Source organism: Sphingomonas paludis (assembly GCF_053502515.1).
The window spans coordinates 2,539,983-2,566,476 of record NZ_CP187558.1 but is presented as its reverse complement, the minus strand read 5'-3'; the positions used below and the strand labels follow the sequence as shown (position 1 = coordinate 2,566,476).

Below are 26,494 nucleotides of genomic sequence, written 5' to 3'. Positions count from 1 at the left end.
TCTGCGAAATCTTCCTCTTTGTGATCGTCAGACAATCATCTTCGCTGCCATCCAAAGCGCCATCGCGATCATCATGAGGTTTTCGGTCAGCGACACGAAACCGAGCGGAACGTTGCTCGATCCCCCGACGCATGCGCATTTGAGCTCGCGCCGGTCGATGTAGACTGCCTTGAACACGGAAACCGCGCCGATCGTGCCAATGAACAGTGCTACCGGGATCGAGACCCAATGCAGCACGCCTGCCACCATCAGGACGCCGGCAAGACCCTCAGCGAAGGGGTAGATGCGCGCATAGGGAACCCAGCGCTGCGCCAGCAGGTCATAATTGAGGAACATTGTCGCGAACTTCTCGACATCCTGCAGCTTGAGCAGCGCGAGGACACACATCGAAAAAGCGATGAACCACTCGGCCACGCGGACACTGATGGCGTTGCCGTCGGCGGCAATACCAACCGCCACGGCCATCAATGCAGTCATAGCGAACAATGCCATAACCGGGCGATAGGTGGTCGCAGTGGGATCGGCGACCTTGAGGCAGAAGAAGCGACGGAGGTCATCGTGGCCGCCGATCCGCTGCCCATCAATGAAGGTCTGCGGCGTTGTAGTGACGCCATGTTCGGCTTTGAAAGCATCGGTCTCTTCCCGCGTCGTCAGATGGTGGTCCTCCACCCGGTAACCGCGCGACGTCAGGAGGTGCCTCGATTTCAGACCGTATGGGCAGGTATGGCCGGGCATGACCATGCGATGAAGCACGGCTGTCTTGGCAGATTGGGGCATTGGCGATTTCCTTTGATTCGCGTGCAATGCAGCCGCTATAAACTCCGTACCATGATACGGGATCAAGTGCCTTTATGAAAATTGGCGAACTCGCTCGCGCGGGCGGCGTGAACGTTGAGACAATCCGTTATTACCAGCGGCGCGGGCTCCTGATCGAGCCGCCGCGCGGACAAGGGTCGCGGCGTTACGGGATCGATGACCTTGATCGCTTGCGGTCAATTCGCGCCGCGCAGACGGCAGGCTTCACGCTCGAAGAGATAGCGACCTTGCTGGCGCTGGACATGGCAGACCGCCCGGCGGCGCAGGCGCTTGCAAACAGTCGAATCGCTGCGCTTGATGAAAAGATCGCGACCTTGCAGACCATGCGCGGCGCCCTCGTCCGTCTGGCAGATGCATGTGCGGCCGAACACTTCGGGCCGTGTCCCATCATCGCCGCCTTCAATCCGACCGGCGCTACCTAAGCGTCGGATCCCTGACGAACGCTCCCCATCTTGATCGAAGGCCGCTTACATCATCGTAGGCGACATCGATCCGAAGACCGCGACCAAGCCAATAACCAAAAGCCCCAGCAGGAATTCGGCAAGAAGGGTGCGCAGCAACGCACCCAAGGCTTGAGCGGGATAGGCATTCCCATGCCTCTCGGCTGTTGCAGCGCCCCTGCTAACGCGCGCATGATGCGCTCCAACGGCTACCATAGCTGCCACCAGGGCGAGTTTGATCGCCAGCAGGATGCCGTATGGCGTTGAAAGGGTCGCCGCAACGTTCGGTAAACCGAAGATCAGATGAGAGTTGACTGTCCCGGTAACCGCAACAAGCGCAACCAGTGAGATCCCCATCGGTGCAAAGGCGTGCATGGCCTTGAGCACCGCATGCGCCTTGGTTTCGTCAGGACCCTTATAACATCGGGATGTCAGAACCAGGAACCAACCGATTGCTCCAAGCCATAGGCCCGCGCTGATCAGATGGATGCCGTTATTAAGGCGATGCAAGAGCCCCAGTCCGCCTTCGGTGACAGCAGCATGACCACTCCAGCCTAGAGTCACAAGGGCGCTTCCGTAAAAGCCTGCTGCAAATATCCGCGCTGCCCGGCAGCGCCCGAGCGCGAGAATAGCGACCAGCCCAGCAACGAGCAGCCCTGTGCGGACAATGAAGGCAAACCCGATGTCGGTGCCGAAGATCATTGCTTCCACCATTGGCCGGTCGAGATCGACGACCGGCACGCCCATCATCGCAGCGATCGACATCAGCATTAGCGCCGCTGATACCACCGGTGCGACAAGTGCCGCCAGAACGGCAAAGCCTAGCGCGCGGCCAACTCTTAGCCAGTCGACGCTTCGCAGGCCAAGCAACCAGAAGGCCGACCACCCGAACAGGCCCAGCAGAAGAGTATAATGCGCACACCGCAGGACCGGCTCGACCACGTCCTCCACGACCTGCTCAGCCGATAGTGAACGTGATGGTTCCTTTCATGCGATGACCATCGGCCCCGGCTGCCTGCCAGCGAACCTCATAGGTGCCCTTGGGCAGCGGCTTTGCCAGATTGAGTGTCATGGTCTTGTTGTCATTCGACCATGCGGTCTTGAAGTTGCGGATCGCCATCTCGCCGTGGTTTGCCATGCCCGGCATCGCAGTCATGACGATGCTGGCTGCAGCAGTGGCCGGCAGCAGGGCCTCGCTGAAGGTCAATGAGACGATGCGCGCGCTCGCGACAGTCGCGCCCTCAGCCGGGGTCGAGGCAACCACCTTGGTATGCGCCAGCGCGGTAGCGGGCAAAGCGAGCGGGGATGCAGCAATTGCGAGGGCGGTAATTAGTGATGCGATCTTCATGTAAGTTTATCCTTTGTGTTGATCAGAACCAGAAACGGATGCCGGCGATGAAGCTGGTAGCGGAGGGGTCTTCACCGCGTGCTCGCGCGAAGTCGGCACTTTGGCCGGTCCGCCAGGACTGCTCGATACCGATATAGGGAGCAAATTCGCGCCGGATCTCATACCGCAGCCGCGCGCCGACCTCGATTTGGTCAAGCCCTGCGCCAATGCCGAGCAGGGGAATGTCCTGCGCCGACAGGTTGGCCTCGATCCGCGGCTGAAGGATCAGGCGCTGGGTGATGCGCTGATCGACCTCGGCCTCGATCCGCGCGGTCAGATCGCCGCGGTGCGACAGGAACAGCGCAGCATCGACCTCGAACATGTAGGGTGCCAGGCCCTGCACGCCGATCACGGCATGGGTGGTTGCCGGCCCGGCAACATCCTGACGAATGCCTGCTTGAAAATCCCAGAATGGCTTGAAAGCTCTCGAGAAGAGCGCTTGAACTTCGGCATCGTCAGGCGAGGAGCCCCATTCGCCTTCGCCCTCGCTCTTGAACCAGAGCCGTTCGGTCGGGCCGCCGTAGTAACCTTGGATGTCCCACAAATATGCGTCCTCGCCGCGGCGCACCTGAGTCTCCAGTCGGTCTCCTTGGAGCCAGAACACCGGAAAGTCCCCGTGCGTCCTGCGCAGGTCTTTGCGCGAGGCAGCCATCGCGTCAGCGCCCCAGATCGCATCGGCGGCGCGAGGCGGCCCACTCCCGGCCTCCGGGGGCGGAGGGGTTTCCATGTCCGGGCCGGGTGAGGCGGTTGGTGCATCCGTGCCCGCGCTATGGTCCATAGTGCTGTGGTCCATGGCGCCCATCGGCTCGGCCTGGTTGTCGGTAGGAGCGCCAATGTCATGGCCTGCGTGAGGATCAGCAGCATCGGCGGCGGCCTGTCCGCCCATGTCGTGACCAGCATGCGGGTCGCTTGGCTCGGGGGCTGGCTGATCGCTCATATCGTGACCGGTATGGGGGTCAGCCTTGGCCTCTGCCGGGGCCGGCTTGGGCAAATCATGACCCTGATGCTGCGCCAGTGCCGGCGCGGCGCTCAGCAGCAGGACGACCGCGAGGGCGCCTTTCATTGCCTGCTCTCCGGTCCCATGACCGTGACGGTCTGCATCATCCCGCCATGCATGTGATAAAGCAGGTGGCAGTGAAACGCCCAGTCGCCCAGTTCATTGGCGGTCAGGTCGAACTGTGCGCTCGCTCCAGGCTGGACGATTACAACATTCTTGCGGGGCTGGTGGGCGGCATCTTCGCCATTGACGAGCTCGAAGAACATCCCGTGAAGGTGGATGGGGTGCGCCATCATGGTGTTATTGACGAGCTTCACTCGCACCCGCTCGTTCCAGGCAAAGCGGATCGGCACATCGCTCACGGCCGAGTACATCCGCCCGTCGAATGACCACATGTAGCGTTCCATATTGCCAGTGAGATGCAGCTCCAGCAGGCGCGAGGGCTCACGCGTGTCGGCATTCGGCTCCAAGGCTGACAACATGCGATAATTGAGCACACGATGTTCGACATCGCGCAGGCCGAGACCGGGATCGCCCATCTTATCCACCGGAGCCATGGAGACCATGTCGATCCCAGGCCCTACCTTCACGTCGGGCGGCAACAGCAGCGTGTCGCGCATCTTCATGCCGTCCATCGAATGGCCGCCGCCGCCGTGAGAACCGTGCCCGCCATCGCCATGGTTCATTCCCATGTCACCCATGTCGAGCAGCGGCGGCTTTCGTGGCGGAGGGATGGCCGCGCGCGCGCCGGGGCGGCTCGCCAGCGTTGCGAGCGCCATGCCGGAGCGGTCCATGCTCTCGGCGATAATGGTATAGGCGTCCGCCTCACGCGGGGTGACGATCACATCATAAATTTCGGCGGTGCCGATCTGAAGCTCATCGACTTCGACCGGCTTAACGTTCTGGCCGTCCGCCGCGATCACCGTCATGGCAAGGCCGGGTATGCGAAGGTTGAAGAAGCTTTGCGCCGCGCCGTTAATGACGCGAAGCCGCACCCGTTCGCCGGGCTTGAAAAGGTACTCCAACCCTTCCTTCGGCCCGCGTCCATTGGCGAGGTATGTGTAGGTGGAACCCGTCACATCGGCGATATCGGTCGTCGGCATCCGCATCTCAGCCCACATCCTGCGGTCGGCGGCGGTCAGTGGGTAATCATCGGCCCAGCTAGTCTGCTGAAAGTTGAAATAGCCCTCGCCCTTGCGAAGGCGATCCATGATGAAATGCGGATCGAGCGGGGTGAATTCGCTCAGAAGAAGGATGTAGTCGCGATCATAGGCGGCAGGCTCTTTACCTGCCGGGTCGATGATAAGCGGGCCGTAATGCCCCTGCTGCTCCTGAAGCCCGGAATGGCTATGATACCAGTATGTGCCCGCCTGCCGGATCGGGAATTCATAGGTGAAGGTCTGCCCCGGCTTGATCCCCGGAAAACTGATGCCCGGCACACCGTCCATGTGGAATGGTAGGAGCAGCCCATGCCAGTGGATCGAGGTATCAGTATCAAGCGTGTTGGTGACGTTAAGGCGCACGTCCTGACCTTGCTTCAGGCGGATGAGCGGTCCCGGCACGCTGCCGTTGACCGCGATCCCATGCCCTTTCCTGCCCTGCACCACGCGCGGGCCATGTCCAACGGCAAGGTCGATCACCGCGCCCGACACCTGATCGAAGCCTACACGGATCGGCGTGCCGCCGCGCATGCGGTGAATCGAGTGACCTTGCGCCCAGGCAGGCATAGCGGCGAAAGCTGAAGCGGTCCCCAGCCCTGCAAGCAGGTGCCGGCGTGAGAGTATCAGATGGTCCATACCAAGCTTTACGCATAGGCACGGCGCAGCCCTTAGAATTTCTTCAAGCCGCCTTCGCTTGTCAGTAGGACGCTGAGCTTGCTGCGCGCCCGATAAAGCCGGGTTTCGACCGCCTTTTCACTGATGCCAAGCGCTTCGGCTGTCTCGGCCTGCCCAAGGCCCTCGATGGTGCGCAGGATCAGGGTTTCGCGCAAGCGCGCCGGTAACCGCGCTATTGCTGCATTGACCCGCACGAGCTCGGTGCGGTCGGCCGCCTGCACATCTGGCGCGATAGCATCGTCGGGCACCTCATGGGCCGCATCGATCGGCGCTGTGCGCCACAGCATCGCGCGTAGTCGGCGCCTGCGCCCCCAGTCGCGGCATTTGTTCAGCGCAATACGCCTGAGCCACGTCAGAAGCGGCCGTGAACGATCGTAGCGATCCAGTGCCGAGAAGGCGGAAATGAAGGTGTCCTGCGTGAGGTCGAGCGCTTCCTGCGCGTCACCGGTCGAAGCGCGGATGAAGCGGTAGATCGTCTCGCGGTAGCGGGTCAGCAGCTCCCGGTAGGCATCCTGGTGTCCAATGAGCGCGAGTGCCACCACTTCGGCATCGCTCCCATCGGCAAGCGGTAAGCTCACTTCGTATCGGGGGCGAGAGCCTTGGTCACGGCCCGGTCAAATGCCGCGGCCTGATCGGGCCTCAAAACGGAGCGCATTTCGAAGAGGTGTTCGAGCGTTTCCTTCTGCATCTCGCCCATGACGTGGTGGGTATGATCAACAGCGGCGGTGACTTCGCGGCCATAGCCGTGCTCGGCCTCCATTGCTTTGGCCAGATGCGCATTGGCTGCCTTCATGTCGAGCTCCAGCGCTTTGCGGCGCGTCGCGAAACGCTGCTCGATTGCCTCGATCTTCGCCTTCTGCGCAGCGTCGAGGTCGAGATCGCCGTGCAGAAATGCATGCAGCTCAGTTTCGCTTTGCCTGCCATTATTGAGCAACTGCTGACCTAGCCAGGTTCCCGCAAACGCGGCAACGAAGGTGACCAAAACTACCAAAGCCAACCACGCACGCCTCATCACGGATGAATATCCAACAGGCTTGACGGAGCGAGCGGATTGTCGGAGGCGAACGGAGCGATCTCTTGTGCCTGTGCTGGCAGCCCTGTTACAACCCCGCCGGAGGTCAGCCCCAGCAACAACGCGAAAGCTCCGGCCAAGCCGGTCGCGCGCCTGCCGAACGACGCTTCGCGGCGCTGTGCTGCAAACCCGGCGATAACCGCATCGTCAATCAGGTCGAGGCCTACAGGAACGGGCAGGCTGGCGAGTCGTCGCAGGGTTGAATCGATATCGGACACAGGCAATCTCCGCATTGCACCTAATGTATACGCAAGCGACGCCTCCAACCCTCACCAAAAATGGGTACGACTGCAGCGGTTGGATTGCGGTGTGTTCCACCGTGCGCACCGGTGAGTGCAGATGGTTTCTCGCCTTGCCCTGTCGATCTGTTCGGACTTGATCGACAATCGAGCGCCTGCCGCTCCTCTGTGTATCTCAACGTGCTCCCAGTAACTATCGCTTGGGATTGCCCGAATACGCAGGTAATCTGATGAGCATGCTCTACCGCCTCTTTCGCCTTCTCGCCTTTGCAATGATCGCGCTGCTGCCGTCGCAGGCGAGCTACGCTACGGTCAGTTGTGCTCCAATGCAGATGGAGATGGAGGCACCGCCATCGTCGAGTGAGTGTGAGGACTGCCGCACGGACGTTGTTGACTCATGCCGTTCGTTTTGCGGAACGATGTGCCAATCAGTTCTGGACTTGCGCTCGCCGAATTTCAGCGAACCCAGCTTATCGAGCAAGCTGCATTTTCCGCTCTCCGGGTCTTTCCTCGTTTTGGGATTAGGCGGGCCGGATCCGCCTCCACCTCGATTGGTAGATTGATCACGACTTTCAATCATTCAACGGAGATATAAGATGAAGAAATACCTCATTATCGCAGTTGGGCTGCTTGGCTTCAGTTCGGCTGCCTACGCTGCCGAACCGGAACAGGTGGCCAAGCTTGCCACAAGTTGTTGCGCTCTCGTGCTCGCATGCTGCGAGAAAGCAATGGACTGCTGCCCGTAACAGCTAATAGCCAGTACATGGAGGGTGTCCGGTCAACAGACCGGGCACCCTTTCTTTTGCGCCGTGATTCAACCGGCCTTGGCTCACCCCCGTTTCGCAAACCGCGCTGGCGGTCCCATACGAATGGCACATTCCCTGAGGATTTCGGGGAGCGTGAACAAACGCCAAAAGTCCCGTGCCAAATAACCTAAGTCTCGGCTCCTTGAAGCTCATCCTATCGGTTGCTGGCGTCGCCCATCGGTAGGCGGCGATAGCTGACGCGATATAGCGGCGCTAGCGTAACGTGAACGGCAACTCATATTCGTCACGTTTATCTAGCGTTCGGCACCAAATCTTGCCGACATCCGCCTTTGTCTACCCTAATATCGCACCCTCTACGCTACTTCAAAAGCCCGCAGGCTGGTGGTCGGAGGTGCGACGGCGAGTGGCGGTAGCATGGTTCGAATCCTGTTTAATGAGATATCAGCAAACGGTCACAATTACGGTATTTATCTGCGTGCTGTAACTCCAGCATCTGCCATTTATCCGAGTGTGTGCGCGCTGAGTACACATCCAATAAAACGATTGAAAAGCAACGGGTTAACGTGATCCCGCCAAGCTCCTCCAGCGTCTTTGCCGATGGGCATAAAATAGCCTAGCAAACAGAGCGACGGTTGGGGTCAGCGGACCAGCCGATACATCCACTCGATCGGTATATCGCGTGCCGTCACCGTCTGCGGTGACGAAAATCCAGTGATCCCATCGCTTCGCCATCGATCCATGGCCATTGTCCCTCAGGACCATCGGGCCTGCATCATCGGGATATTCAATCCCGATCGTCTGCGGACCAAGTGGCAGGACGCCCAACAGCCAAAGCGACGCCTCGTGCTTGCCAGTTATCCAGCGTTCCGGGAACCGCCCTGTCTTAGGCTTGAAGCGAACCCAGGGCGCGGCGACATAATCGAGCGTCTCGGATTTCTGCACACGATCCCAAACCCACTCCGGCGATTGGGAAAGCCAACAGTTCAGTTCCACACGCATTTCTGCCTTTCCCGTTCTTTCTTGCGCTTGTGTTTCGTTCACACAGCACGCGGCTGTGCTTGCGCTACACCCTCCGCTCCGCTCGAAGGATCCGTTTCGCGCCTCCTTTGGCCGAACAGTGCATAGAGCGTCGGCAGCACGAACAGCGTCAGCAGCGTTGCCGACATCAGCCCGCCGATCACCACCGTCGCCAACGGCTTTTGCACCTCGGCACCCGCGCCATGCCCTAGCGCCATAGGCACAAAGCCCAGCGAGGCAACCAGCGCCGTCATCGCCACCGGACGCAATCGCGCGAGCGCACCCTCACGGGCTGCCGCTGCCCGGTCGAGACCGCGCCGCATCAGGTCCTGGATCGCTGACAGCATCACCAGCCCGTTGAGGACCGCAACGCCCGACAGCGCGATGAAGCCGACCGCAGCCGAGATCGAAAAGGGCATATCGCGGAGCACCAGGGCGAGAATACCGCCGACCAGCGCCAGTGGAACGCCGGTGAACACGATCAGCGCATCGCGCACTGAGCCGAGTGCCCCGTAGAGCAGCAGCATGATCACGGCGAAGCAGATCGGCACCACGACCATCAGGCGATCCTTGGCCGAGGCCAGATTCTCGAACTGACCGCCCCATTCTAGATACGCTCCCGGCGGCAGATCGACCGAGGACGTGACCGCCGCCTGAGCCTCCGCGACCACGCTGGCGACATCGCGCCCACGGACATTGGCCTGAACGACGACGCGGCGCTTGCCGTTCTCGCGGCTGATCTGGTTGGGACCGTCGATCACGGCAACATCGGCGACGGTGGATAGCGGTACGAATCCCCCATCGGGTGTCGGCACCGGCACCTGTGCAATGCTGGTCAAGTCCGATCGGGCGGCCTCGGGCAGACGGATAACCACAGGAAATCGGCGGTCGCCCTCGAAGATCATGCCCGCTTCGCGCCCGCCGATGGCCGCCGCGACCGTGTCCTGAACATCGCCTGCGGTCAGCCCCACGCGCGACATGGCCGTGCGGTTGGGGCGGATGTCGAGCATCGGCAAGCCCTCGGTCTGCTCGACCCGGATGTCGGTTGCACCCTCGGTCCGGCGCAGCAAGACGGCAATGGCCTCGGCCGTCGCATTCATCTGGGCGAAGTCGTCCCCGAATATCTTGACCGCAACATCGCCGCGCACCCCTGCAATCAGCTCGTTGAAGCGCATCTGGATCGGCTGGGTGATCTCGTAATTATTGCCGGGCAGGGTTGCCAGCCGCCGCTCCAGCCGTTCGACGAACTCGGCCTTGGCCAGCCCCGGATCGGGCCACTGGTTGCGCGGCTTCATGATGACGAAAGTGTCGGTGACATTAGGCGGCATCGGGTCGGATGCGATCTCAGAAGTGCCGGTCCGCGAAAAGGCGAAGGCGACTTCCGGCTCCTTGCTGATCGCCTTTTCCACCTGGAAATGCATCGCCTGTGCTTGGTCGACCGAGATGCCGGGGATGCGGATCGCCTGGACCATGACATTGCCTTCGTCGAGCTGCGGCAGGAACTCCTGGCCCAGCGTCGTGAACGCGAAGCCCGACAGCGCCAGCGCACCGACAGCGACGCCGATGGTGGTGCTCGGACGCCGCATGGCGGTGTCGAGGCCGGGCTCGTATCGGCGGCGCAGCCACGAGACGATCCAGCCTTCCTTTTCCTCGATCCGGCCGGACAGCCAGATGGCGATCGCCGCAGGGACGAAGGTGACCGACAGGACAAAGGCGAACACGAGCGCGATGATGACGGTAAGCGCCATCGGCTCGAACATCTTGCCCTCCACCCCGGTGAAGGTGAGCAGCGGCGCATAGACGAGGATGATGATCGCCTGGCCATAGACCGAAGGCCGGATCATCTCGCGTGCCGAGGCCGCGACGATGGCCAGCCGGTCTTTCAGCGGCAGCACATCCTCGCGACCGTGCTGCGCCTTACCCAGCCGCCGCAGCGCATTCTCTACGATGATGACGGCGCCATCGACGATCAGGCCGAAGTCGAGCGCTCCCAGGCTCATCAGATTGGCGGAGACGCCCGCCTGCAGCATGCCGACGCTGGTGAGCAGCATGGTGACGGGGATCACCATCGCCGCGATCAGCGCGGCGCGGAAATTACCGAGCAGAGCAAACAGCACGGCGATGACCAGAAGCGCCCCCTCCGCCAGATTGATGGCAACGGTGCTGATGGTCGCGTTGACGAGATCGGTGCGGTTAAGCACCGGCTTGACCACGACATCGACCGGCAGCGATGGTCCGATCTGGTCGAGCCGATCGGCCACGCCCGTCGATACGGTGCGGCTGTTTTCGCCGATCCGCATCACCGCCGTGCCGATCACGACCTCCCGGCCGTTTTCGGAGGCCGACCCCATGCGCTGGCCCTGACCCGCCTGAACGCTCGCCACTTGGCTGAGGACGATCGGCACACCCTCGCGCGTGGCGATGACGGTGCGGGCCAACTCATCGACATTGCGGACGCGGCCATCGGCGCGGACCGACAGACCCTCGCCATTGCGGTTAACGACCCCGGCACCAGCACTGGTGTTGTTGCGCTCCAATGCCTGGGCAAGATCGTTGAGCGTGATCCGCATCGCCGCCATGCGCTGCACGTCGGGGATGACCAGATATTCCTTGGCATAGCCGCCAAGCGAGTCGATCCCCGCCAGCCCCGCGGTGCCCTTGAGCTGCGGCGAGACGATCCAGTCCTGAACCGTCCGCAGATAAGTCGCGCGGTCGGCGGCGCTGACCAGGTGGTCGCCCTCTGGCGTGATATAGCTGCCATCGGGTTGCAGGCCCGGTTCGCCGCTCTTGTGGTTGACGCTGTCGAGCTCGCGATACTCGACCGTCCACATGAAGATGTCGCCAAGCCCGGTGGCGATCGGCCCCATTTCCGGGTTCACGCCCTCGGGCAAATCCTCCTCGGCCATCCTTAGGCGTTCGGCGACCTGCGTTCTGGCGAAATAGATGTCGGTGCCCTCGTCAAACACGGCGGTCACCTGGGCAAAGCCATTGCGGCTGAGCGAGCGGGTGTATTCAAGGCCGGGGGTGCCAGCCAGCGCGGTCTCGATGGTGAAGGCGACCTGTTTTTCGATCTGGTCGGGCGACAGTGCCGGCGCGACCATGTTGATCTGCACTTGGTTGTTGGTGATATCGGGCACCGCGTCGATCGGCAGGCGCTGAAGTGCAAGCACGCCGACGATGGCAGCAATGGCGGTGAACAGCAGGACAAGCCAGCGCCGTTCGACCGAGAAGGTGACGATCCGGGCGATCATGGCTCAATCCTCATGGCTTGCTTGACCCTTGCCGAGTTCGGCCTTCAGGATGAAACTGTTGGTCGAGGCGATCCGCTCGCTTCCGGTCAGGCCAGAAGCGACGATGACCTGGCCGCCATTGCGCCGCCCTAGCGTGACCGGAACGGCGTTGAACCCGGTCGCCGTCCGCACGAACACATGCGGTTTATCGTCGATCATCTGCACCGCAGCCGAGGGCACGGCGATTGTGCGGTCTCCGCTGGCGGGCAGGATGACCGAGGCATTGACGGTCTCTCCGACGCGCCAGTTCCCGCCGCGATTGTCGAGCGCAGCGATGACCGGCACGAGCCGCGTCGTCTCGTCTAGCACCGGCGAGACGAAGGTGACGCGCGATTCCTGACGACGGCCAGGCGCGGTGACCTCCACCCGCGCGCCGGGCTGAACCCGGCCTGCGTCGGCGGGCAGCAGCGACAGGGTGATCGCGACCGTGCCCAGGTTGGCGATACGGAACAACTCGGTATCGGCCGCCACCGTCTGCCCCAATGTCGCGGACCGGGCGATCACCTGGCCGGAGATTGGCGCGCGCACCGTGATGCGGTTTAGCGCACCGCCGCCGCCGCCCGTGGCGGATAGTTGCTGCTGAGCCTGGCGCAAGGCGATACCCGCTTCGGTCGCGGCAGTGCGCGCGGCGATCACATCCTGTTCGGGCGACACCCGTTCGGCAAATAGCCGCTCCTCGCGCCGAAGATTGGACTGAGCGAGAGAAAGGCGAGCGCGGGCGGCCTCTATATCGCCTGCCAGCGTCGCGGCCTCGCGGCTTTCGATGACCGCGAGCACGTCGCCCCGCGCCACTGGCTGCCCGATATTCCGGGTCAGCGACACCAGCCGACCGCCGATCGCTGCGGATGCCACCTGCACCGCCTGCGGATCGCCCTCGATCGTCGCGCTGACCTCGATCGCACCGGCGACGCCGCCAACGGTTGGCCGCACGATCTCGATGCCGGCATCGGCAATCTGCTGCTGGGACAGGGTGATGCTGCCCTCATCGGCATGGTCCGCCTTATCCGCATGCGCGCTGGCGGCTTCATTGGCTGGCGGCGCGTCGGCACCGCACGCGGCCAGCGCCAGCAGGAGAGTGAGGGGTACGACGGCGCGCAACAGGGTCATGTTCATGGGCGATCTTCCCGGTTGGACGGCGCGCGGGCGGTGAGCCGCTCCAGACGGGCCTGTGCATCGCGATAGGCGGCCAGCGCGTCGATGGCGCTGGACCTGGTCTGGGCAAGCGTGCGTTCGGCTTCCAATAGATCGAGCTGGCCGAATTTGCCCTCGCGATAGCCGATCCGAGCGATCCTCGCAGCTTCCTGGGCGGCGGCAAGCGCTGGCCCGGTGGCAGCGCGCGCATTGGCGGCGGCATTGGCGACATCGGTTTCTGCCGAAGCGATCGCCTGCTCTGCGTCGAGCAGGGCCGCGCGGCGGAGCGCCATCGCCTGGTCCTGCTGAGCGCGGGCGGCATCCAGATTGGCGCGCCCGCCATTGAACACCTGCAGGGGGATGCTCACACCGAACACGGCGGCCACATCGTTCGAGACTTCCAGACGCCGGGCCGACGCGCTCAGCGTCACGTCCGGCACCCGCTGGCTGCGCGCCAGCCGGACCTGGGCATTGGCGGTCGTCACGACCGCCTCTGCCAAGGCCAGCGCCAGCGTGCCCTCCGCGCTTTGCATGCGTTGCGGACCGTAAGACTGGATTTGCTCAAGCCAGACGGGATCGAGGGAGCCTGGTATACGGCCGATCAAGCGCGCGAGATTGGCCCGTGCCAACGCGGCCGATCGCTCGGCTTGCTCCAGCACGGTATCGGCATTGATCCGCAGGACATCGGCTCGCTGCGCCTCCAGTGGCGAAGCACGACCGGCGCGCACGCGGACGCTCGCCGCCCGCAGGCTTTCATTGGCAATGTCGCGCTGCTCCCGTGTCACCGCAACGCGCCGGTCGGCGGCGGCCGCCTGAATAAAGGCCTGCGTGACCCTGAGCCGCAGGTCGGCCGCGGCGACGATTTCCGCCAGCCTTGCCTGGTTTGCTTGGGCGTCAGCCAGGCCGATCCGTGCCCCCCGTTTGCCGCCGCGTTCCAGCGGCAAGGACAGACCCGCCGTGGTCTCGGCCGAATCGATACCGGCAAACGGACCCGTGCCCAGAATATTTTCGGTTTCGAAATTGACGGTGGGATTGGGGCGTAGTGCCGCGGCACGCCGGTTCGCCTCGGCAGCGCGAATCCCCGCTGATGCCGCGTCCACACCGGGTGCGTTTGCGCCGGCCAGTTCGAGGGCGCGGGTAAGGGTCAGCGCCTCACCCTCCACTGGAATGGGAGGTGACGTGCTGGTCTGTGCCTGGGCGCCTGACGCGTAGACCGTGGCGGCCAGCATGGCCGCAAAAAGGTAATGCATGGAATGCTCCTGACGATGACGAACGCTATCCGCGCGCAAGAAGCGAGGGACACGAGGTCAGGTCAGGCGATTGGCGGTCTCAAGGCTGCGCCAGGCGCGGCAAGAGCTGCGAGAGCCGAGGCGATGCCCGATAGCCTATCGGACGAACCGATGAGGCCGACCGTCTCGCCGGCGTCTACCGGGGCAGCGACATGATGACCATGACAGCCGCCATGGTGATGCGGCACGCCGTTCTCACTATCTTTAGACTGGTTCATATCGCCATCGGCATGCAAATACGCGGCCGAGGCTTCGACGTCGGGAAGGCAGATCGTCTCGCTCGCATGCGCGGCGGCGCCCATTGGGAGCGAGAAGAGGAGCACGACTCCGATCAGGATGCCGAAGAGGCGGTTCATCGCCGACGCGCTAGCACTTATGCGGAACCTTGTCGCGGTCATTGGCTTGACCGTTCGATGAGTGCACGCAGATCATCCGGTATCGGCATTGCTGCGAACGCGCTCACCCGTGCCCGCCCGTTATTGCCCATGGGAATTCGGCCAGTCAGCGCGCCGATCGGTGCCAGCAGCAGCCGCGCCAATTGTCCAGTCGCTTCGACCGGATCCAGACATCGCAGCGCATAAACGAACATCGCCCAATGGACGCGCGAATGCCACCTCAGATTCGGCTGCGACAGGATGTGCGCTCGCTCCAGTGCCCACCAGGCTGCCCCGACGTCGCCAATCCGGGCTGCGGCGCGGTATCGAGCCACCTCTGTACGGATCACCCGGTCGAGTTCGGCGTGCTCTATCGGTCTCATGATACCGCCTCCGGCAGACCAGGGCGTCCGCGCCCGGTATTGGCAAGTTCACCAAGGGCCTGGCGAATGATCTGGATGCCGCCCGAAATGCCAAGCACGGCCATGATCGCCGCGACGATCAAATCCGGCCATGACGTACCGGTGCCGAACACGCCCGCCGCGGCCAGCACAACGGCGACATTGCCGATCGCATCGTTGCGCGAGCAAATCCACACTGATCGCATATTCGCGTCGCCGGTGCGGAAGCGATAAAGGATCATCGCCACTGCCGCATTGGCGACCAGTGCAACCACTCCGACAACGCCCATCACCTCCGCGTTGGGCGTCTGCCCATGCCAAACGGACCAGAGCGTCGCTGCTAGCACATAGACACCGAGCACGGCCAGCGTCGCGCCCTTGAGCAGCGCCGCACACGCCCGCCAAGCGAGCGCCATGCCAGCGACCGCAAGGCTGATCGCGTAATTCGCGGCGTCCCCCAGAAAATCGAGCGCATCCGCCTGGAGCGCCCGCGAGCCACCCGCAACGCCAGCCGTCATTTCGGCGACAAACATCGCGGCGTTCACGCCAAGCGCGATCCACAGCGCGCGCCGCCACGCCGGAGAGATCTTGGTGTCGGGCTTCGCCGACGCACAGCTGGTGCAGGCCATATTCCACCTCGAACGACTCGATATGGCCAGCTATATGCACCCTGTAGCAACTACAGACTCAAGGACCTTCTGCATGGCGAACCTGAGCATCGGCAGACTGGCGCAAGCGACTGGCGTCAAGGTAGAGACGATCCGCTATTACGAGCGCGCTGGCTTGATCGCTCCACCCGCAAGGACGAGCGGCAACTATCGCGCATACGGCGCAGCTGATCTCGCACGGCTGCGTTTCGTCAGGCGCACGCGGGACTTGGGCTTCACGCTGGAGGAAGTACGGGCCATGCTCGATCTGGCCGTACAGCGCGACCGGTCCTGCGCCACAATCGACACCATCGCCGCGGAGCATCTAAAGGAGGTCGACCGAAAGATCGCAGACCTGCAGGGCCTGAGGCGTGAGCTGTCCACCATCATCGCCAGCTGCGCCGGCGGATCCATAGGGGAATGCCGCATTCTCGAGGCTTTCGGAGAGCGTGAATAAGCGCCAAAAGTTCAGCCTAAAGACTTAATCTGAGTACCTTAAACCTGAGCACATTCTATCTGCTTATCGTTTTGTCGGCGGCACAGATTCGCAAGCGGTAATAGCCGGGGCCAAAAATCGGCTCTATCGTAGCATGAACGGCGACTCATATTCGTCAGGTTTATCCGGTGCGGGGCGCCATTACCCTCCTTAACCATATGAAGTTGCGACATTTTTGTCAGGTTGGACATCCGTCGCGGCGTCCGGTTGGACAATTCGGCCGCATTGCGGCCGCCGACGCGCGGTGGCTACCGATCCGGGGCGTCGGCCCTCAGGCCGGTTCGCGCAAGCGGGCGGTGGCGACTTCGGGTTCGACGTCGGCGGGCAGCAGCCGCCAGCCGCTCGGCCCCAGGGCCTCGATCGGGCGATAGCGCGCCTTGTACGCCATCCGCGCCGAACCCTTTACCCAATAGCCGAGATAGACATAGGGCAGGCCCACCGTGCGGGCGCGCAGGATATGGTCGAGGATGATGAAGTTGCCGAGGCCGGGCCGGTCGGCATCGTCTGCCAGGAAATAGCTGTAGATCATCGACAGGCCGTCGGCCTGTTGATCGGTGATGCAGGCGCCGACCAGGCGGCCGGGCCGATCGTCGCTGGATGGTTCCCGATATTCGATGACGAAGGAATTGACCGGGCTTTGCTCGACCATGTCGGCATAGTCCTGTTCGTCCATCTGGCTCATGCCGCCGACGGGATGGCGGTGCGCCAGATAGCGGCGGAGCAGCGCATATTGCTCCTCCGTCGCCCAGGGGCGGCAGGCGGTGACCTCAAGGTCGGAATGGCGGCGGATCAGCTTGCGCTGGCTGGCATTGGGCTGGAACTCGCGGGTGCGGACGCGCACCGACACACAGGCCTGGCAATTGGCGCAGGACGGGCGATAGGCGACCGACTGGCTGCGGCGAAAGCCGATCTGGCCCAGCGCGTCGTTCAGTTCCGCCGCGTTCGGGCCGTTCAGCTCGGTAAACACCTTTCGTTCCTGCCGGCCGGGAAGATAGGGGCACGGGCTGGGACTGGTGACGAAGAATCGCGGAAACCGAAAGGGTGCGCTCACCGGCGAGGCTCTCCATACACGTCGCCGAATGCGACCGCGATGTGACTATGAAGGCTCGATTCGATGATGAAAAGCGGCTTTACCATGAAAAAAGGTTAACGCTTCACCATTGGCTGTGGATAAGTGGAGCGACGCTCGAGCGCGCGGCGAGCGATCGATTTGACCGATAGGGCGTTTGGCCGCGGATGGCGATGACCCATGGATTCGCCTCGTCTTACGTCAGATTCGGTTCGTCGTTTCGGCCGATGGCGCTATGCCCCGGCGCGATGGACCCGATCGAGCGCATCCTGATCGAAGAACGGCTGCCCGCCGCCTATCGCGACATCGTCGATTGGCACTGGCGTCCGCTGGCAGCGCGGATCGCGGCGTGGCGACGGGCGATGGACAGACCGTTGGTCGTCGGGATCAACGGCGCGCAGGGGAGCGGCAAGACGACCCTGTGCCGGTTCCTGGCAGAGGCGCTGTTGCCGGAGAAGGGCTTCAGCGCGGAGGTGCTGGCGCTGGACGACCTGTATCTGCCGATGCGCGAGCGGCAGGCGATGGCTGCAACGGTGCATCCGCTGTTCGCCACGCGCGGGGTGCCGGGAACGCACGACGCGGCGCTGGGCATGGCGGTGCTCGACGCATGGCAGGCCGGGGCGGCGGGCGTGCGGACGCCGCGGTTCGACAAGGCAAGCGACGACCGGGCGGGCTGGACGACCACGAGCCAAGCGCCGGACGTCATCCTGTTCGAAGGATGGTGCGTCGGTGCCCGGCCGGAGGCGGACGACCGCCTGGCGCCTGCGGTCAACGCGCTGGAGGCGGAGGAGGACGCCGACGGGCGCTGGCGGCGGGCGGTGAACGCGCGGCTGGCCGGGGATTATGCCGAATGGTTCGCGCGGATCGACCGGCTGGTGATGCTGGTGCCGCCGGACTGGGATGCGGTGATCGCCAACCGGCGGCGGCAGGAGGATCGGCTGCGCGCGGCGACGGGGCGGGGGATGGAGGATGCAGCGCTCGCCCGGTTCATGCAGCATTACGAGCGGCTGACCCGGTGGATGTTTGCCGAGATGCCCGGACGGGCGGATGCGGTGATCCGGCTGGACCGGGATCAGCGGCCGATTGGGCGGGGATAGGGGTGAAGGGGGTCAAGGAACACAAAAGAAGACCCTCACCCTTCCCACCGCTGCGCGGCGGGCCCCTTCCCTCTCCCGCAAGCGGGAGAGGGAAGGGGCGCAGCCCCGGAAGGGTGAGGGTGTTCCTGCCCTGAAACCTAGGCCAGTTCGACCTGGCTGACCTCGTAATGGGCGTCGCGCAGTGCCTGCATCAGCCGGTCGAGATGCGCGCGGTCGCGGGTTTCGCATTCGATGTCGGTGATCAGGCCTTTGGCGGGGAGGGTGGTGAACACGCGCTGGTGATACACCTCGATGATGTTCACGCCCTGATCGTGGAAGATCTTGCTCACATGGAACAAGGCGCCGGGCCGGTCCTGAAGCCGGATGCGCAGGCGCGCGAGGCGGCCGGAACGGGCCAGATCGCGCAGCAGGACGTTGGCGAGCAGGCGGGTGTCGATATTGCCGCCGCACAGCACGATGCCGACCGTCTTGCCGGCAAAGCGTTCGGGATGGGCGAGCAGCGCGGCAAGCCCGGCAGCACCCGCACCCTCGACCACCGTCTTTTCGATCTGGACGAGCAGGCTGACAGCCTCCTCCAGATGCCGTTCGCCGACCAGCACGATATCGTCGACCAGCGCGTCGACCATCACGCGCGTGATGCCGCCGGGCTGCTTCACCGCAATCCCCTCGGCCAGCGTATCGCCACCACAGGGCAGGTCGGCGCCGTTCATGGCATTGAACATCGAGGGGAAAAGCTCGGCCTGGACGCCGACCACTTCGATCGGCCGCCCGGCCGCCGCCGCGACGGTCGCCATGCCTGAAATGAGGCCGCCGCCGCCGATGGGCACCACCAGCGTATCGACGGTGGGCGCATCGGCGAGCATTTCCAGCGCGACGGTACCCTGTCCGGCGATGATGCGGGGATCGTCGAACGGGTGGACGAAGGTGAAGCCGCGCTCTGCCTCCAGCGTGCGGGCATGGGCATAGGCGGCGTCGAACGTCTCACCCTCCAGCACCACGGTCGCGCCGTGCCCCTCGGTCTGGGTGATCTTCACCGTCGGGGTGGGCTTGGGCATGACGATGGTGACCGGCACGCCCAGCCGCGCGCCGTGATAGGCCAGACCCTGGGCATGGTTGCCGGCCGATGCGGCGATCACGCCCTTTGCCCGCGCCGCATCGTCGAGTTGCAGCAGCGTGTTGAGCGCGCCGCGTTCCTTGTAGGCGGCAGTGAACTGAAGATTTTCGAACTTCAGATAGACGGTCGCCCCGGTCAGTTTCGACAGGGTGTGGCTGATCAGGGTGGGCGTGCGGACGATCGATCCCATCACCCGGTCATGCGCGGTGCGCACATCGTCGATGGTGACGGGAAGGGGGGTATCGGTCTTTGCCTGTGTCGCCACGTTATCGTCGTCCCTGGAACCGCCTGCGCCCAACCCGTCGAAGCGCTGCACTTTCCGGCGGAGAAGGGCAAGGCTTCGACAAGTTCAGCCTGAGCGGGCAATATGTTGGTCGATATGAGGCCCTAGACCATCTGGCGCGGGCGGGGAACAGGGCTTATGCCCGGCATCCATGACCCTGACCCTTCGCATCGCCGCACTGGCGGCCGCCGCCCTGATCCCCGCAACCCCCGCGCTCGCCGATGCGCTGGTCGACAATGTGAAGGGCGTGGCGCTGGACGAACAGGGGCGGACGGTGCGGTTCACCGGCATCCTGATCGACAAGCAGGGCAAGGTCGTCCGCCTGCTGAAGGACGGCGAAAAGCGGCCCGAGCGGCTCGACTGGCGGGCGGACATGAAGGGGCGCACCGCCATGCCCGGCATGATCGACGCACACGGCCATGTCATGGACCTGGGCTTTCGGGCACTTCAGCTTGACCTGTTCGACACCAATTCGCTGGAGGAGGCGCTGGCCAAGCTGCGCGCCTATGCCGCCGCCAACCCCAATGCGCGCTGGATCATCGGTGGCGGCTGGAACCAGGAACGCTGGGGCCTGGGCCGGTTTCCGACGGCGGCCGAGCTGGACGCGGTGGTCGGCGACCGGCCGGTGTGGCTGGGACGGACCGACGGCCATGCCGGATGGGCGAACAGCGCGGCGATGCGCGAGGCCGGGGTGACGGCTGCGACCAGGAGCCCGGCGGGCGGGCGGATCGAAAAGGGCGCGGGCGGCCGTCCGTCGGGCATCTTCGTCGATGCCGCCATGGCGCTGGTGCAGGACAAGGTGCCGCAGCCGACCCCGCGCGAGCGGGCGCAGGCGTTCCTGAAGGCGCAGGAGGCGCTGTTGTCGATGGGCGTCACCGCGACGGCGGACATGGGCACCACGACCGAGGACTGGCTGACCTATCGCCAGATGGCGGATACCGGCAATCTGCGGGTGCGGATCATGGCCTATGCCGCGAATGTCGGCCCGGCGCTGGCCGTCGGCGGTGCCGGGCCGACGCCGTGGCTGTACGACGACAAGCTGCGCATGGGCGGCATCAAGCTCTATACCGATGGCGCACTGGGCAGCCGGGGCGCATGGCTGAAGACGGATTATGCCGACAAGCCGGGGGAGCGGGGGCTGGGGTTCCTGACGGACGCACAGCTGAAGAACCTGATGACGCGGGGCGCGATGGACGGGTTTCAGATCGCCATCCACGCGATCGGCGATCGCGCGAACCAGCAGGTGCTGGATGCGATCGACGAACTGTCCGACACCTATGACGGCGACCGGCGCTGGCGGATCGAACATGCGCAGGTGATCGAGATGAAGGATCTGCCGCGGATCACGCAGCATACGACCATCGCGTCGATGCAGCCGGTGCACCAGACCAGCGACCGCGAAATGGCGGAGGCGCGGCTCGGCCCGGCGCGGCTGGACGGGGCCTATGCGTGGAACACCATCCTGAAGGCGGGCGGGCGCATGGCGTTCGGTTCCGACTATCCGGTCGAAAATCCCAACCCGTTCGTCGGATGGGCCGCGGCCTATACCCGCACGGACCCGGCGGGGCAGCCGATGGGCGGCTGGCGGGTGCAGGACGCGGTGACCAAGGAACAGGCGTGGCGGTTCTTCACCACCGATGCCGCCTATGCCGGGTTCGCCGAGGACCGCTTCGGGACGCTGGCACCCGGCAAGCGCGCCGATTTCCTGATCGTGGACCGCGACCCGACCGAGGCGAACCCGGAAGCGCTGCGCCAGACGCAGGTGATCGAGACCTGGGTCGGGGGGCAGCAGGTCTGGCGGCGGTGACGCCTCAGCCGGTCAGCCGGTAAAGCCCCGCCCCATGTGCGGGCAGGGTACGGGCGAACCGATCATCGACCGCCCCGTCCCGGTTGCCGGACCACAGGTCTTGCACGGATGTGGCGCGGGCCAGGCCCAGTTCGGCGAGCGGAACGGCGACTTCCCTTGCCTTGGCTGTCAGGTTGAACAGGGCGACATAGCGGTCGCCGGGGCCATTGTCGGGAATGGCCGACCACACCCGCGTCCCGTCGGCGATGAAATGCGGGCGGTTGCCATGGCTGGCCTGATTGACCGCAAGGACCGCCCGGTTGGTCAATAGAGCAAGCGTCGACGCGTCGAGATGACGCAGATCGCCGCCCATGATGAGTGGCGACCGGGCGATGGCCCAAAGGGTCATCACCATGCGCTGTTCGTCGGGGGTAAAGCGGCTGTCGCGCTCCCCCAGGGCAAGCCGACCGAGCGGCAGCATGTCGGCATCGGGCCAGCCGCCGCGTCCGATATAGGGTGACCAGTTTTCCAACCGGGTGAACTGGGCGTCCAATAGCGACCATTCGTCCCAGAAATCGTCGGAAATCCGCCACATCTGGGCATGGCGGGCAACATGGTCTGCGCGGGGCACCGGGGTTTCGCCGGGCGACAGGCTGAGCAGCATCGGACGACCGGCGCGAGCGATGGCATGGTGCGCCGCCTCGATCTCTGCGGCATGGACGTCATAGGGGCGGCTCATATCGTCCATCTTGACGAAATCGACGCCCCATTCGGCAAACAGCGCAAACACGCTGTCATAATAGGCCTGAGCCCCCGGACGGCGCATGTTCACGCCGTACATGTCGGGATTCCAGGGGCAGGTGCTGGTGCGGTCGGCAATGTCCTGTGCCCGATAGGCGGTGCCCTTCACCGGCAGATTGCGTTCGACCGCAAGCCGGGGGATGCCGCGCATCAGATGGACGCCGAATTTCAGCCCGAGCGCATGGACCTCGTCAGCGATCGGGCGAAAGCCGCGACCGCCGCTGCTGGAGGGGAACCGGTTGGGCGCGGGCAACAGGCGGCCATGGCCGTCCATCGCCGGTTTCGGCGCTTCGTTATAGGTGTAGCTGCGCGCCTCCGGCTCGTACCACTGGATGTCGATAGTGAAGACGTCATAGCCGAAGGGCAGCAGGCGATCGGCCATGATGCCAGCCGTTTCCAGTGCCTGAGCCTCGTTGATGGTGGTGGCGAAGCTGTTCCAGCTGTTCCAGCCCATGGGCGGGCGCGGGGCGAGGGCAGGCGGTTCGGCGGCCGTGCGCGCCGCCGCCGGCAGGGCGGGGGCAAAGACCGCCCCGATGGCCCCCCCGGCCAGAAGCGACCGCCGATTGACGGACCATGAAGCGCTCATCCGATCATCCCCTGCACTTGCCCGGTCCATCCAGGCCGGGATGGGACAAGTCTCGGGTAATTGTCTGATGATTACAAGCGGAGCGTCGGTAGGGAGCTTGCCAAGAAAAAGGCCCGCGACTTCCCCCGAAGTCGCGGGCCTTCGTGCCCCACGCACGTGAAAACAGGGTCAGGCGACGGCGGAAACCGGGCTGGCGACCGCACCATCGGCATCGCGCAGCACATAGCCGCGGCCCCACACCGTTTCGATATAATTCTCGCCCTCGCACGCCATGCTGAGCTTCTTGCGCAGCTTGCAGATGAAGACGTCGATGATCTTGAGTTCCGGTTCGTCCATGCCGCCATAGAGGTGGTTCAGGAACATTTCCTTGGTCAGCGTCGTGCCCTTGCGCAGCGAGAGCAACTCCAGCATCGCATATTCCTTGCCGGTCAGGTGGACGCGGGCGCCATCGACCTCGACGGTCTTGGCATCCAGGTTCACGGCCAGCTTGCCGGTGCGGATGACCGACTGGCTATGCCCCTTTGACCGGCGGACGACCGCATGGATGCGGGCGACCAGTTCGTCGCGGTGGAACGGCTTGGTCACGTAATCGTCGGCACCGAAGCCGAAGGAGCGGACCTTGCTGTCCATTTCGTTGATGCCAGACAGGATCAGCACCGGGGTCTGCACCCGCGCCACCCGCAGCTTTTTCAGCACGTCATAGCCGTGCATGTCCGGCAGGTTCAGGTCGAGCAAGATGATGTCGTAATCATAGAGCTTGCCCAGATCGAGGCCTTCCTCGCCCAGATCGGTGGTATAGACGTTGAAGCCCTCGGTCGTGAGCATCAGCTCGATCGCCTTGGCCGTGGTCGGTTCGTCCTCGATCAACAACACCCGCATCGCCAGTCCCCTGTCTTGCGGCGCTGGCCCCCTGTCGGCCGACGCATCAGCAGCGATTCATTAACCTAAGCATCACTGAACGCAAAAGGTTAATTTCTTCCTAACCGGCCTGACTCCGCGAGTCGCATGCAGGAAGCGGTTAAGCGGACGTGAAGGGACCGGTTGAGATCAACCATTGACCGTTCGCGCTGAGCATGTCGAAGCGCTGCCCTTATCTCACTGGCCATGCTCACAGAAGGACAATGCTTCGACAGGCTCAGCATGAGCGGTGGAGGGCTGGCGGACCGGGGAGAGTGCCTTACGCCGCAGCGCAGCTGGCGCGCAGCCGGTCGGCCAGATGGGTCAGCAGCGCCTCTACCCGTGCGGGCCGCAGCGGGCTGGGCGGGGTGAGCAGGTGGAGGGCGACGCTGGCGCTGGACCATTCGGTCAGCACCGCCTCCAGCGTCCCGTCGGCCAGGTCGCGGCCGACGATGAAGTCGGGCAGGCGAGCGACGCCCAGCCCGGCGCGAAGGGCGGGCAGCATCGCTTCGCCATTGTTCGCGCGCAGCGGCCCTTGCGGACGCACGGCCGCCTCCTCTGCACCCGGACCGCGAAAATGCCAGAGCTGGGCGACGTTCGTGTAGGCGATGCAGGGAAAGCGGGACAGATCGGCCGGGTGTTTGGGTCGCCCGATGCGGTCGAACAATGCCGGCGCGCCGACGATGTGGATGGCGATGGGCGCGACCCGACGGGCGCGCAGGCTGGAATCGGGCAGGTCGGCGATGCGCACCGCAATGTCGATCCCCTCTGCCACGATATCGATCCGGGCATCGGACAGGGTCAGGTCGATTTCGACGCCGGGGTGAAGCGCCAGAAACTCGGATATGGCGCTGGATACGTGGTGAACGCCGAACGACATCGGCGCAGCCACCCGGATCAGCCCGGTGGGGGCGCTTGCCTGATCCCGCGCGGCTTCCTCCGCTGCCTCTGCCTCGGCCAGGATGGAGGCGGCCCGTTCGGCCAGCGGCCGCGCGCTTTCGGTCAGCGTCAGCTTGCGCGAGGTCCGGTGGAACAGGGTGGTGCCCAGCCGCTGTTCCAGCCGGGCAATCGCCTTCGACACGGTCGCCTTGGATACCCCCAGGCTGTCGGCAGCCGCGCTGAACGAGCGGAGGTCAACGACGCGGGCAAAGATCGCCCAGGCTTCGAAATCGGGCAGGTTCATGACGCCAGCGTAATGCAATCCAAACGGCGAAACAATCCGTTTCATTCGTTTCCATTTACGTGCGCATCGACCGGACTATCTGTGCATCAAGCAAGGAGACATCCGATGGTTGAAACACTCAGCAAGGTCGAAAAACGGTCGTTCGACAGCCTAGGCCATGCCGATCATGGCTGGTTGAAGGCGCGGCACCATTTTTCGTTCGCCAACTATTATGATCCCGCCCGCATGGGCTGGGGCGCGATCCGGGTCTGGAACGACGACGAGATTGCCGCGAACAGCGGTTTCCCGCCGCATCCGCACCAGGACATGGAAATCATCACCTATGTCCGTTCCGGAGCGATCACCCACCAGGACAGCATGGGCAACAAGGGCCGCACCGCAGCCGGCGACGTTCAGGTGATGAGCGCGGGCAATGGCGTCCGCCACGCCGAATATAATCTGGAAGGCGAGACCACCCGCATCTTCCAGATCTGGATCCTGCCCCGTGAGCGCGGCGGTTCGCCCAGCTGGGGTGCCAAGCCGTTCCCGAAGGGCGAGCGGTCGGGCAGGTTCGTCACGCTGGCCAGCGGTTTTGCCGACGATGCCGACGCGCTGCCGATCCGGGCCGATGCCCGCGTGCTGGGCGCGACGTTGAAGGCGGGCGAGAGCCTGACCCACAGCGTCGGCGAGGGCCGCCACGCCTATCTGGTGCCCGCGACCGGTGCCATCGAGATCGATGGCGAGCGGTTCGAAGCCCGCGACGGTGCCGCGCTGAAGGGCGGGGCGAACGTGACGATTACCGCCATCGAGGACGCCGAAATCGTCCTGGTGGACGCAGACTGAACCCATCCGACGGGGAGATACGACATGGCAAAGGTACTGGTGCTTTATTATTCGTCCTATGGTCACCTAGAGCAGATGGCGGACGCCGTTGCCGAAGGGGCGCGGTCGGCGGGCGCGGAAGCCGTGGTCAAGCGGGTGCCCGAAACGGCCCCGGCCGAAGTGGTCGCCGCTGCCGGGTTCAAGGCCGACAGCGCGCATCCCGTGATCAGCGGCGTCGAGGAACTGACCGAATATGACGCGATCATCCTGGGCGCGCCGACCCGGTTCGGGCGGTTGCCCAGTCAGATGGCGGCGTTCCTGGACCAGGCCGGCGGCCTGTGGTTCCGTGGCGCGCTGAACGGCAAGGTCGGCGGTGCGTTTACCAGCACCGCCAGCCAGCATGGCGGCCAGGAAGTCACGCTGTTCAGCATGATCACCAACCTGATGCATTTCGGGTTGACCATCGTCGGACTGGACTACGGTTTTCAGGGCCAGCTGGGCGTCGACGAGGTGAAGGGCGGATCGCCCTATGGCGCGACGACCATCGCGGACGGCGATGGCAGCCGGATGCCGAGCGCGGTCGAGCTGGACGGCGCGCGCTATCAGGGCCGCCGCATCGCCGAGGTTGCGACCAAGCTGTTCGGCTGATTGCTTCCCCCTTCGTCCGTTCCCCCCGGTC

At 64.2% G+C, this 26,494-nt stretch carries 26 protein-coding genes; 6 read left to right on the top strand and 20 right to left on the bottom strand.

The features are described 5' to 3' along the window. Nucleotides 1–27: 27 nt before the first annotated feature. On the bottom strand, nucleotides 28–777 hold the full coding sequence (locus tag ACPVPU_RS12330) for a MauE/DoxX family redox-associated membrane protein (RefSeq protein ID WP_448658249.1): 750 nt from the start codon (nucleotides 775–777) through the stop codon (nucleotides 28–30). Between the two features lie 74 nt (nucleotides 778–851). On the opposite strand from ACPVPU_RS12330, the gene ACPVPU_RS12325 reads away from it, so the two are divergent. Beyond that, on the top strand, nucleotides 852–1,238 hold the full coding sequence (locus ACPVPU_RS12325) for a MerR family transcriptional regulator (protein WP_448658248.1): 387 nt from the start codon (nucleotides 852–854) through the stop codon (nucleotides 1,236–1,238). 45 nt (nucleotides 1,239–1,283) lie between these two features. Here the strand turns inward: ACPVPU_RS12325 and ACPVPU_RS12320 are convergent, their stop codons facing one another. The 14 genes from ACPVPU_RS12320 to ACPVPU_RS12255 all read right to left on the bottom strand — a co-directional run bounded on the left by ACPVPU_RS12320 (nucleotide 1,284) and on the right by ACPVPU_RS12255 (nucleotide 15,684). Continuing rightward, the gene (locus ACPVPU_RS12320) at nucleotides 1,284–2,207 is read right to left on the bottom strand and encodes a CopD family protein (RefSeq protein ID WP_448658247.1); all 924 of its coding nucleotides are present in this window, start codon (nucleotides 2,205–2,207) and stop codon (nucleotides 1,284–1,286) included. Between the two features lie 7 nt (nucleotides 2,208–2,214). Continuing rightward, nucleotides 2,215–2,604, bottom strand: a complete 390-nt coding sequence (gene copC / locus ACPVPU_RS12315; RefSeq protein ID WP_448658246.1) for a copper homeostasis periplasmic binding protein CopC — start codon at nucleotides 2,602–2,604, stop codon at nucleotides 2,215–2,217. A gap of 22 nt (nucleotides 2,605–2,626) precedes the next feature. After that, nucleotides 2,627–3,706 (bottom strand): copper resistance protein B, encoded by a 1,080-nt coding sequence (locus ACPVPU_RS12310; protein WP_448658244.1) that lies wholly within the window; start codon nucleotides 3,704–3,706, stop codon nucleotides 2,627–2,629. Next, nucleotides 3,703–5,436 (bottom strand): copper resistance system multicopper oxidase, encoded by a 1,734-nt coding sequence (locus ACPVPU_RS12305; RefSeq protein ID WP_448658243.1) that lies wholly within the window; start codon nucleotides 5,434–5,436, stop codon nucleotides 3,703–3,705. The genes ACPVPU_RS12310 and ACPVPU_RS12305 overlap by 4 nt, the downstream gene beginning before the upstream one ends. Before the next feature lie 32 nt (nucleotides 5,437–5,468). Next, complete coding sequence (locus ACPVPU_RS12300; protein WP_448658242.1) at nucleotides 5,469–6,053, bottom strand: RNA polymerase sigma factor; 585 nt, start codon at nucleotides 6,051–6,053, stop codon at nucleotides 5,469–5,471. After that, the gene (locus tag ACPVPU_RS12295) at nucleotides 6,050–6,487 is read right to left on the bottom strand and encodes a Spy/CpxP family protein refolding chaperone (protein ID WP_448658241.1); all 438 of its coding nucleotides are present in this window, start codon (nucleotides 6,485–6,487) and stop codon (nucleotides 6,050–6,052) included. The genes ACPVPU_RS12300 and ACPVPU_RS12295 overlap by 4 nt, the downstream gene beginning before the upstream one ends. Further along, complete coding sequence (locus ACPVPU_RS12290; protein ID WP_448658240.1) at nucleotides 6,487–6,765, bottom strand: hypothetical protein; 279 nt, start codon at nucleotides 6,763–6,765, stop codon at nucleotides 6,487–6,489. Before ACPVPU_RS12290 ends, ACPVPU_RS12295 begins: the two co-directional genes overlap by 1 nt. 1,346 nt (nucleotides 6,766–8,111) lie before the next feature. After that, nucleotides 8,112–8,552, bottom strand: coding sequence for a hypothetical protein (locus tag ACPVPU_RS12285; RefSeq protein ID WP_448658239.1), 441 nt, complete (start codon nucleotides 8,550–8,552; stop codon nucleotides 8,112–8,114). Between the two features lie 38 nt (nucleotides 8,553–8,590). Continuing rightward, nucleotides 8,591–11,821 (bottom strand): efflux RND transporter permease subunit, encoded by a 3,231-nt coding sequence (locus tag ACPVPU_RS12280; protein WP_448658238.1) that lies wholly within the window; start codon nucleotides 11,819–11,821, stop codon nucleotides 8,591–8,593. A gap of 3 nt (nucleotides 11,822–11,824) precedes the next feature. Then, nucleotides 11,825–12,973 carry an efflux RND transporter periplasmic adaptor subunit gene (locus tag ACPVPU_RS12275; RefSeq protein WP_448658237.1) on the bottom strand — a complete coding sequence of 383 codons (1,149 nt, stop codon included), beginning with the start codon at nucleotides 12,971–12,973 and terminating at the stop codon, nucleotides 11,825–11,827. Continuing rightward, a complete protein-coding gene (locus tag ACPVPU_RS12270; RefSeq protein ID WP_448658236.1) occupies nucleotides 12,970–14,241 on the bottom strand; it encodes a TolC family protein in 1,272 nt (423 codons plus the stop codon). Before ACPVPU_RS12270 ends, ACPVPU_RS12275 begins: the two co-directional genes overlap by 4 nt. A gap of 62 nt (nucleotides 14,242–14,303) precedes the next feature. Next, a complete protein-coding gene (locus ACPVPU_RS12265) occupies nucleotides 14,304–14,636 on the bottom strand; it encodes a hypothetical protein (RefSeq protein ID WP_448658235.1) in 333 nt (110 codons plus the stop codon). A 38-nt stretch (nucleotides 14,637–14,674) separates the two neighbouring features. Continuing rightward, nucleotides 14,675–15,037: a DUF3703 domain-containing protein gene (locus ACPVPU_RS12260; protein ID WP_448658234.1), complete on the bottom strand. Its 363-nt coding sequence runs from the start codon at nucleotides 15,035–15,037 to the stop codon at nucleotides 14,675–14,677. Next, nucleotides 15,034–15,684, bottom strand: coding sequence for a cation transporter (locus ACPVPU_RS12255; RefSeq protein WP_448658233.1), 651 nt, complete (start codon nucleotides 15,682–15,684; stop codon nucleotides 15,034–15,036). Before ACPVPU_RS12255 ends, ACPVPU_RS12260 begins: the two co-directional genes overlap by 4 nt. A 73-nt stretch (nucleotides 15,685–15,757) precedes the next feature. Between ACPVPU_RS12255 and ACPVPU_RS12250 the strand changes: the two genes are divergently transcribed. Continuing rightward, the gene (locus ACPVPU_RS12250; protein WP_448658232.1) at nucleotides 15,758–16,159 is read left to right on the top strand and encodes a MerR family transcriptional regulator; all 402 of its coding nucleotides are present in this window, start codon (nucleotides 15,758–15,760) and stop codon (nucleotides 16,157–16,159) included. Nucleotides 16,160–16,469: 310 nt separating this feature from the next. On the opposite strand, the gene ACPVPU_RS12245 is transcribed toward ACPVPU_RS12250, so the two are convergent. Continuing rightward, nucleotides 16,470–17,249: an arginyltransferase gene (locus tag ACPVPU_RS12245; protein ID WP_448658231.1), complete on the bottom strand. Its 780-nt coding sequence runs from the start codon at nucleotides 17,247–17,249 to the stop codon at nucleotides 16,470–16,472. Nucleotides 17,250–17,515: 266 nt separating this feature from the next. Here ACPVPU_RS12245 and ACPVPU_RS12240 point away from each other — a divergent pair, with 266 nt between their 5' ends. After that, entirely contained in the window at nucleotides 17,516–18,364 is an 849-nt protein-coding gene (locus ACPVPU_RS12240) for a kinase (protein WP_448658230.1), read from the top strand. A 137-nt stretch (nucleotides 18,365–18,501) separates the two neighbouring features. Here ACPVPU_RS12240 and ACPVPU_RS12235 read toward each other — a convergent pair whose 3' ends face one another. Continuing rightward, complete coding sequence (locus ACPVPU_RS12235; protein WP_448658229.1) at nucleotides 18,502–19,743, bottom strand: threonine ammonia-lyase; 1,242 nt, start codon at nucleotides 19,741–19,743, stop codon at nucleotides 18,502–18,504. Between the two features lie 169 nt (nucleotides 19,744–19,912). On the opposite strand from ACPVPU_RS12235, the gene ACPVPU_RS12230 reads away from it, so the two are divergent. Then, nucleotides 19,913–21,568, top strand: a complete 1,656-nt coding sequence (locus tag ACPVPU_RS12230) for an amidohydrolase (protein ID WP_448658227.1) — start codon at nucleotides 19,913–19,915, stop codon at nucleotides 21,566–21,568. Nucleotides 21,569–21,572: 4 nt separating this feature from the next. Here the strand turns inward: ACPVPU_RS12230 and ACPVPU_RS12225 are convergent, their stop codons facing one another. The 3 genes from ACPVPU_RS12225 to ACPVPU_RS12215 form a co-directional block, all read right to left on the bottom strand. Next, entirely contained in the window at nucleotides 21,573–22,934 is a 1,362-nt protein-coding gene (locus tag ACPVPU_RS12225; RefSeq protein WP_448658226.1) for a glycoside hydrolase family 27 protein, read from the bottom strand. A 168-nt stretch (nucleotides 22,935–23,102) separates the two neighbouring features. Continuing rightward, on the bottom strand, nucleotides 23,103–23,813 hold the full coding sequence (gene ctrA / locus ACPVPU_RS12220; RefSeq protein WP_448658225.1) for a response regulator transcription factor CtrA: 711 nt from the start codon (nucleotides 23,811–23,813) through the stop codon (nucleotides 23,103–23,105). A gap of 298 nt (nucleotides 23,814–24,111) precedes the next feature. Continuing rightward, nucleotides 24,112–25,014 (bottom strand): LysR family transcriptional regulator, encoded by a 903-nt coding sequence (locus ACPVPU_RS12215; protein WP_448658224.1) that lies wholly within the window; start codon nucleotides 25,012–25,014, stop codon nucleotides 24,112–24,114. 105 nt (nucleotides 25,015–25,119) lie between these two features. Here ACPVPU_RS12215 and ACPVPU_RS12210 point away from each other — a divergent pair, with 105 nt between their 5' ends. Beyond that, on the top strand, nucleotides 25,120–25,836 hold the full coding sequence (locus tag ACPVPU_RS12210; RefSeq protein ID WP_448658223.1) for a pirin family protein: 717 nt from the start codon (nucleotides 25,120–25,122) through the stop codon (nucleotides 25,834–25,836). A 24-nt stretch (nucleotides 25,837–25,860) separates the two neighbouring features. Continuing rightward, on the top strand, nucleotides 25,861–26,463 hold the full coding sequence (gene wrbA, locus ACPVPU_RS12205; RefSeq protein WP_448658221.1) for an NAD(P)H:quinone oxidoreductase: 603 nt from the start codon (nucleotides 25,861–25,863) through the stop codon (nucleotides 26,461–26,463). The last annotated feature ends 31 nt before the right edge of the window (nucleotides 26,464–26,494 follow it).

Coding starts and splice junctions, on each gene's coding strand:
- ACPVPU_RS12330 (WP_448658249.1), bottom strand. CDS start 777: ATGCCCCAATCTGCCAAGACAGCCGTGCTTCATCGCATGGTCATGCCC.
- ACPVPU_RS12325 (WP_448658248.1), top strand. CDS start 852: ATGAAAATTGGCGAACTCGCTCGCGCGGGCGGCGTGAACGTTGAGACA.
- copC (WP_448658246.1), bottom strand. CDS start 2,604: ATGAAGATCGCATCACTAATTACCGCCCTCGCAATTGCTGCATCCCCG.
- ACPVPU_RS12310 (WP_448658244.1), bottom strand. CDS start 3,706: ATGAAAGGCGCCCTCGCGGTCGTCCTGCTGCTGAGCGCCGCGCCGGCA.
- ACPVPU_RS12305 (WP_448658243.1), bottom strand. CDS start 5,436: ATGGACCATCTGATACTCTCACGCCGGCACCTGCTTGCAGGGCTGGGG.
- ACPVPU_RS12295 (WP_448658241.1), bottom strand. CDS start 6,487: ATGAGGCGTGCGTGGTTGGCTTTGGTAGTTTTGGTCACCTTCGTTGCC.
- ACPVPU_RS12285 (WP_448658239.1), bottom strand. CDS start 8,552: ATGCGTGTGGAACTGAACTGTTGGCTTTCCCAATCGCCGGAGTGGGTT.
- ACPVPU_RS12280 (WP_448658238.1), bottom strand. CDS start 11,821: ATGATCGCCCGGATCGTCACCTTCTCGGTCGAACGGCGCTGGCTTGTC.
- ACPVPU_RS12275 (WP_448658237.1), bottom strand. CDS start 12,973: ATGAACATGACCCTGTTGCGCGCCGTCGTACCCCTCACTCTCCTGCTG.
- ACPVPU_RS12270 (WP_448658236.1), bottom strand. CDS start 14,241: ATGCATTACCTTTTTGCGGCCATGCTGGCCGCCACGGTCTACGCGTCA.
- ACPVPU_RS12265 (WP_448658235.1), bottom strand. CDS start 14,636: ATGAACCGCCTCTTCGGCATCCTGATCGGAGTCGTGCTCCTCTTCTCG.
- ACPVPU_RS12260 (WP_448658234.1), bottom strand. CDS start 15,037: ATGAGACCGATAGAGCACGCCGAACTCGACCGGGTGATCCGTACAGAG.
- ACPVPU_RS12255 (WP_448658233.1), bottom strand. CDS start 15,684: ATGGCCTGCACCAGCTGTGCGTCGGCGAAGCCCGACACCAAGATCTCT.
- ACPVPU_RS12250 (WP_448658232.1), top strand. CDS start 15,758: ATGGCGAACCTGAGCATCGGCAGACTGGCGCAAGCGACTGGCGTCAAG.
- ACPVPU_RS12240 (WP_448658230.1), top strand. CDS start 17,516: ATGGACCCGATCGAGCGCATCCTGATCGAAGAACGGCTGCCCGCCGCC.
- ACPVPU_RS12230 (WP_448658227.1), top strand. CDS start 19,913: ATGACCCTGACCCTTCGCATCGCCGCACTGGCGGCCGCCGCCCTGATC.
- ACPVPU_RS12225 (WP_448658226.1), bottom strand. CDS start 22,934: ATGAGCGCTTCATGGTCCGTCAATCGGCGGTCGCTTCTGGCCGGGGGG.
- ctrA (WP_448658225.1), bottom strand. CDS start 23,813: ATGCGGGTGTTGTTGATCGAGGACGAACCGACCACGGCCAAGGCGATC.
- ACPVPU_RS12215 (WP_448658224.1), bottom strand. CDS start 25,014: ATGAACCTGCCCGATTTCGAAGCCTGGGCGATCTTTGCCCGCGTCGTT.
- ACPVPU_RS12210 (WP_448658223.1), top strand. CDS start 25,120: ATGGTTGAAACACTCAGCAAGGTCGAAAAACGGTCGTTCGACAGCCTA.
- wrbA (WP_448658221.1), top strand. CDS start 25,861: ATGGCAAAGGTACTGGTGCTTTATTATTCGTCCTATGGTCACCTAGAG.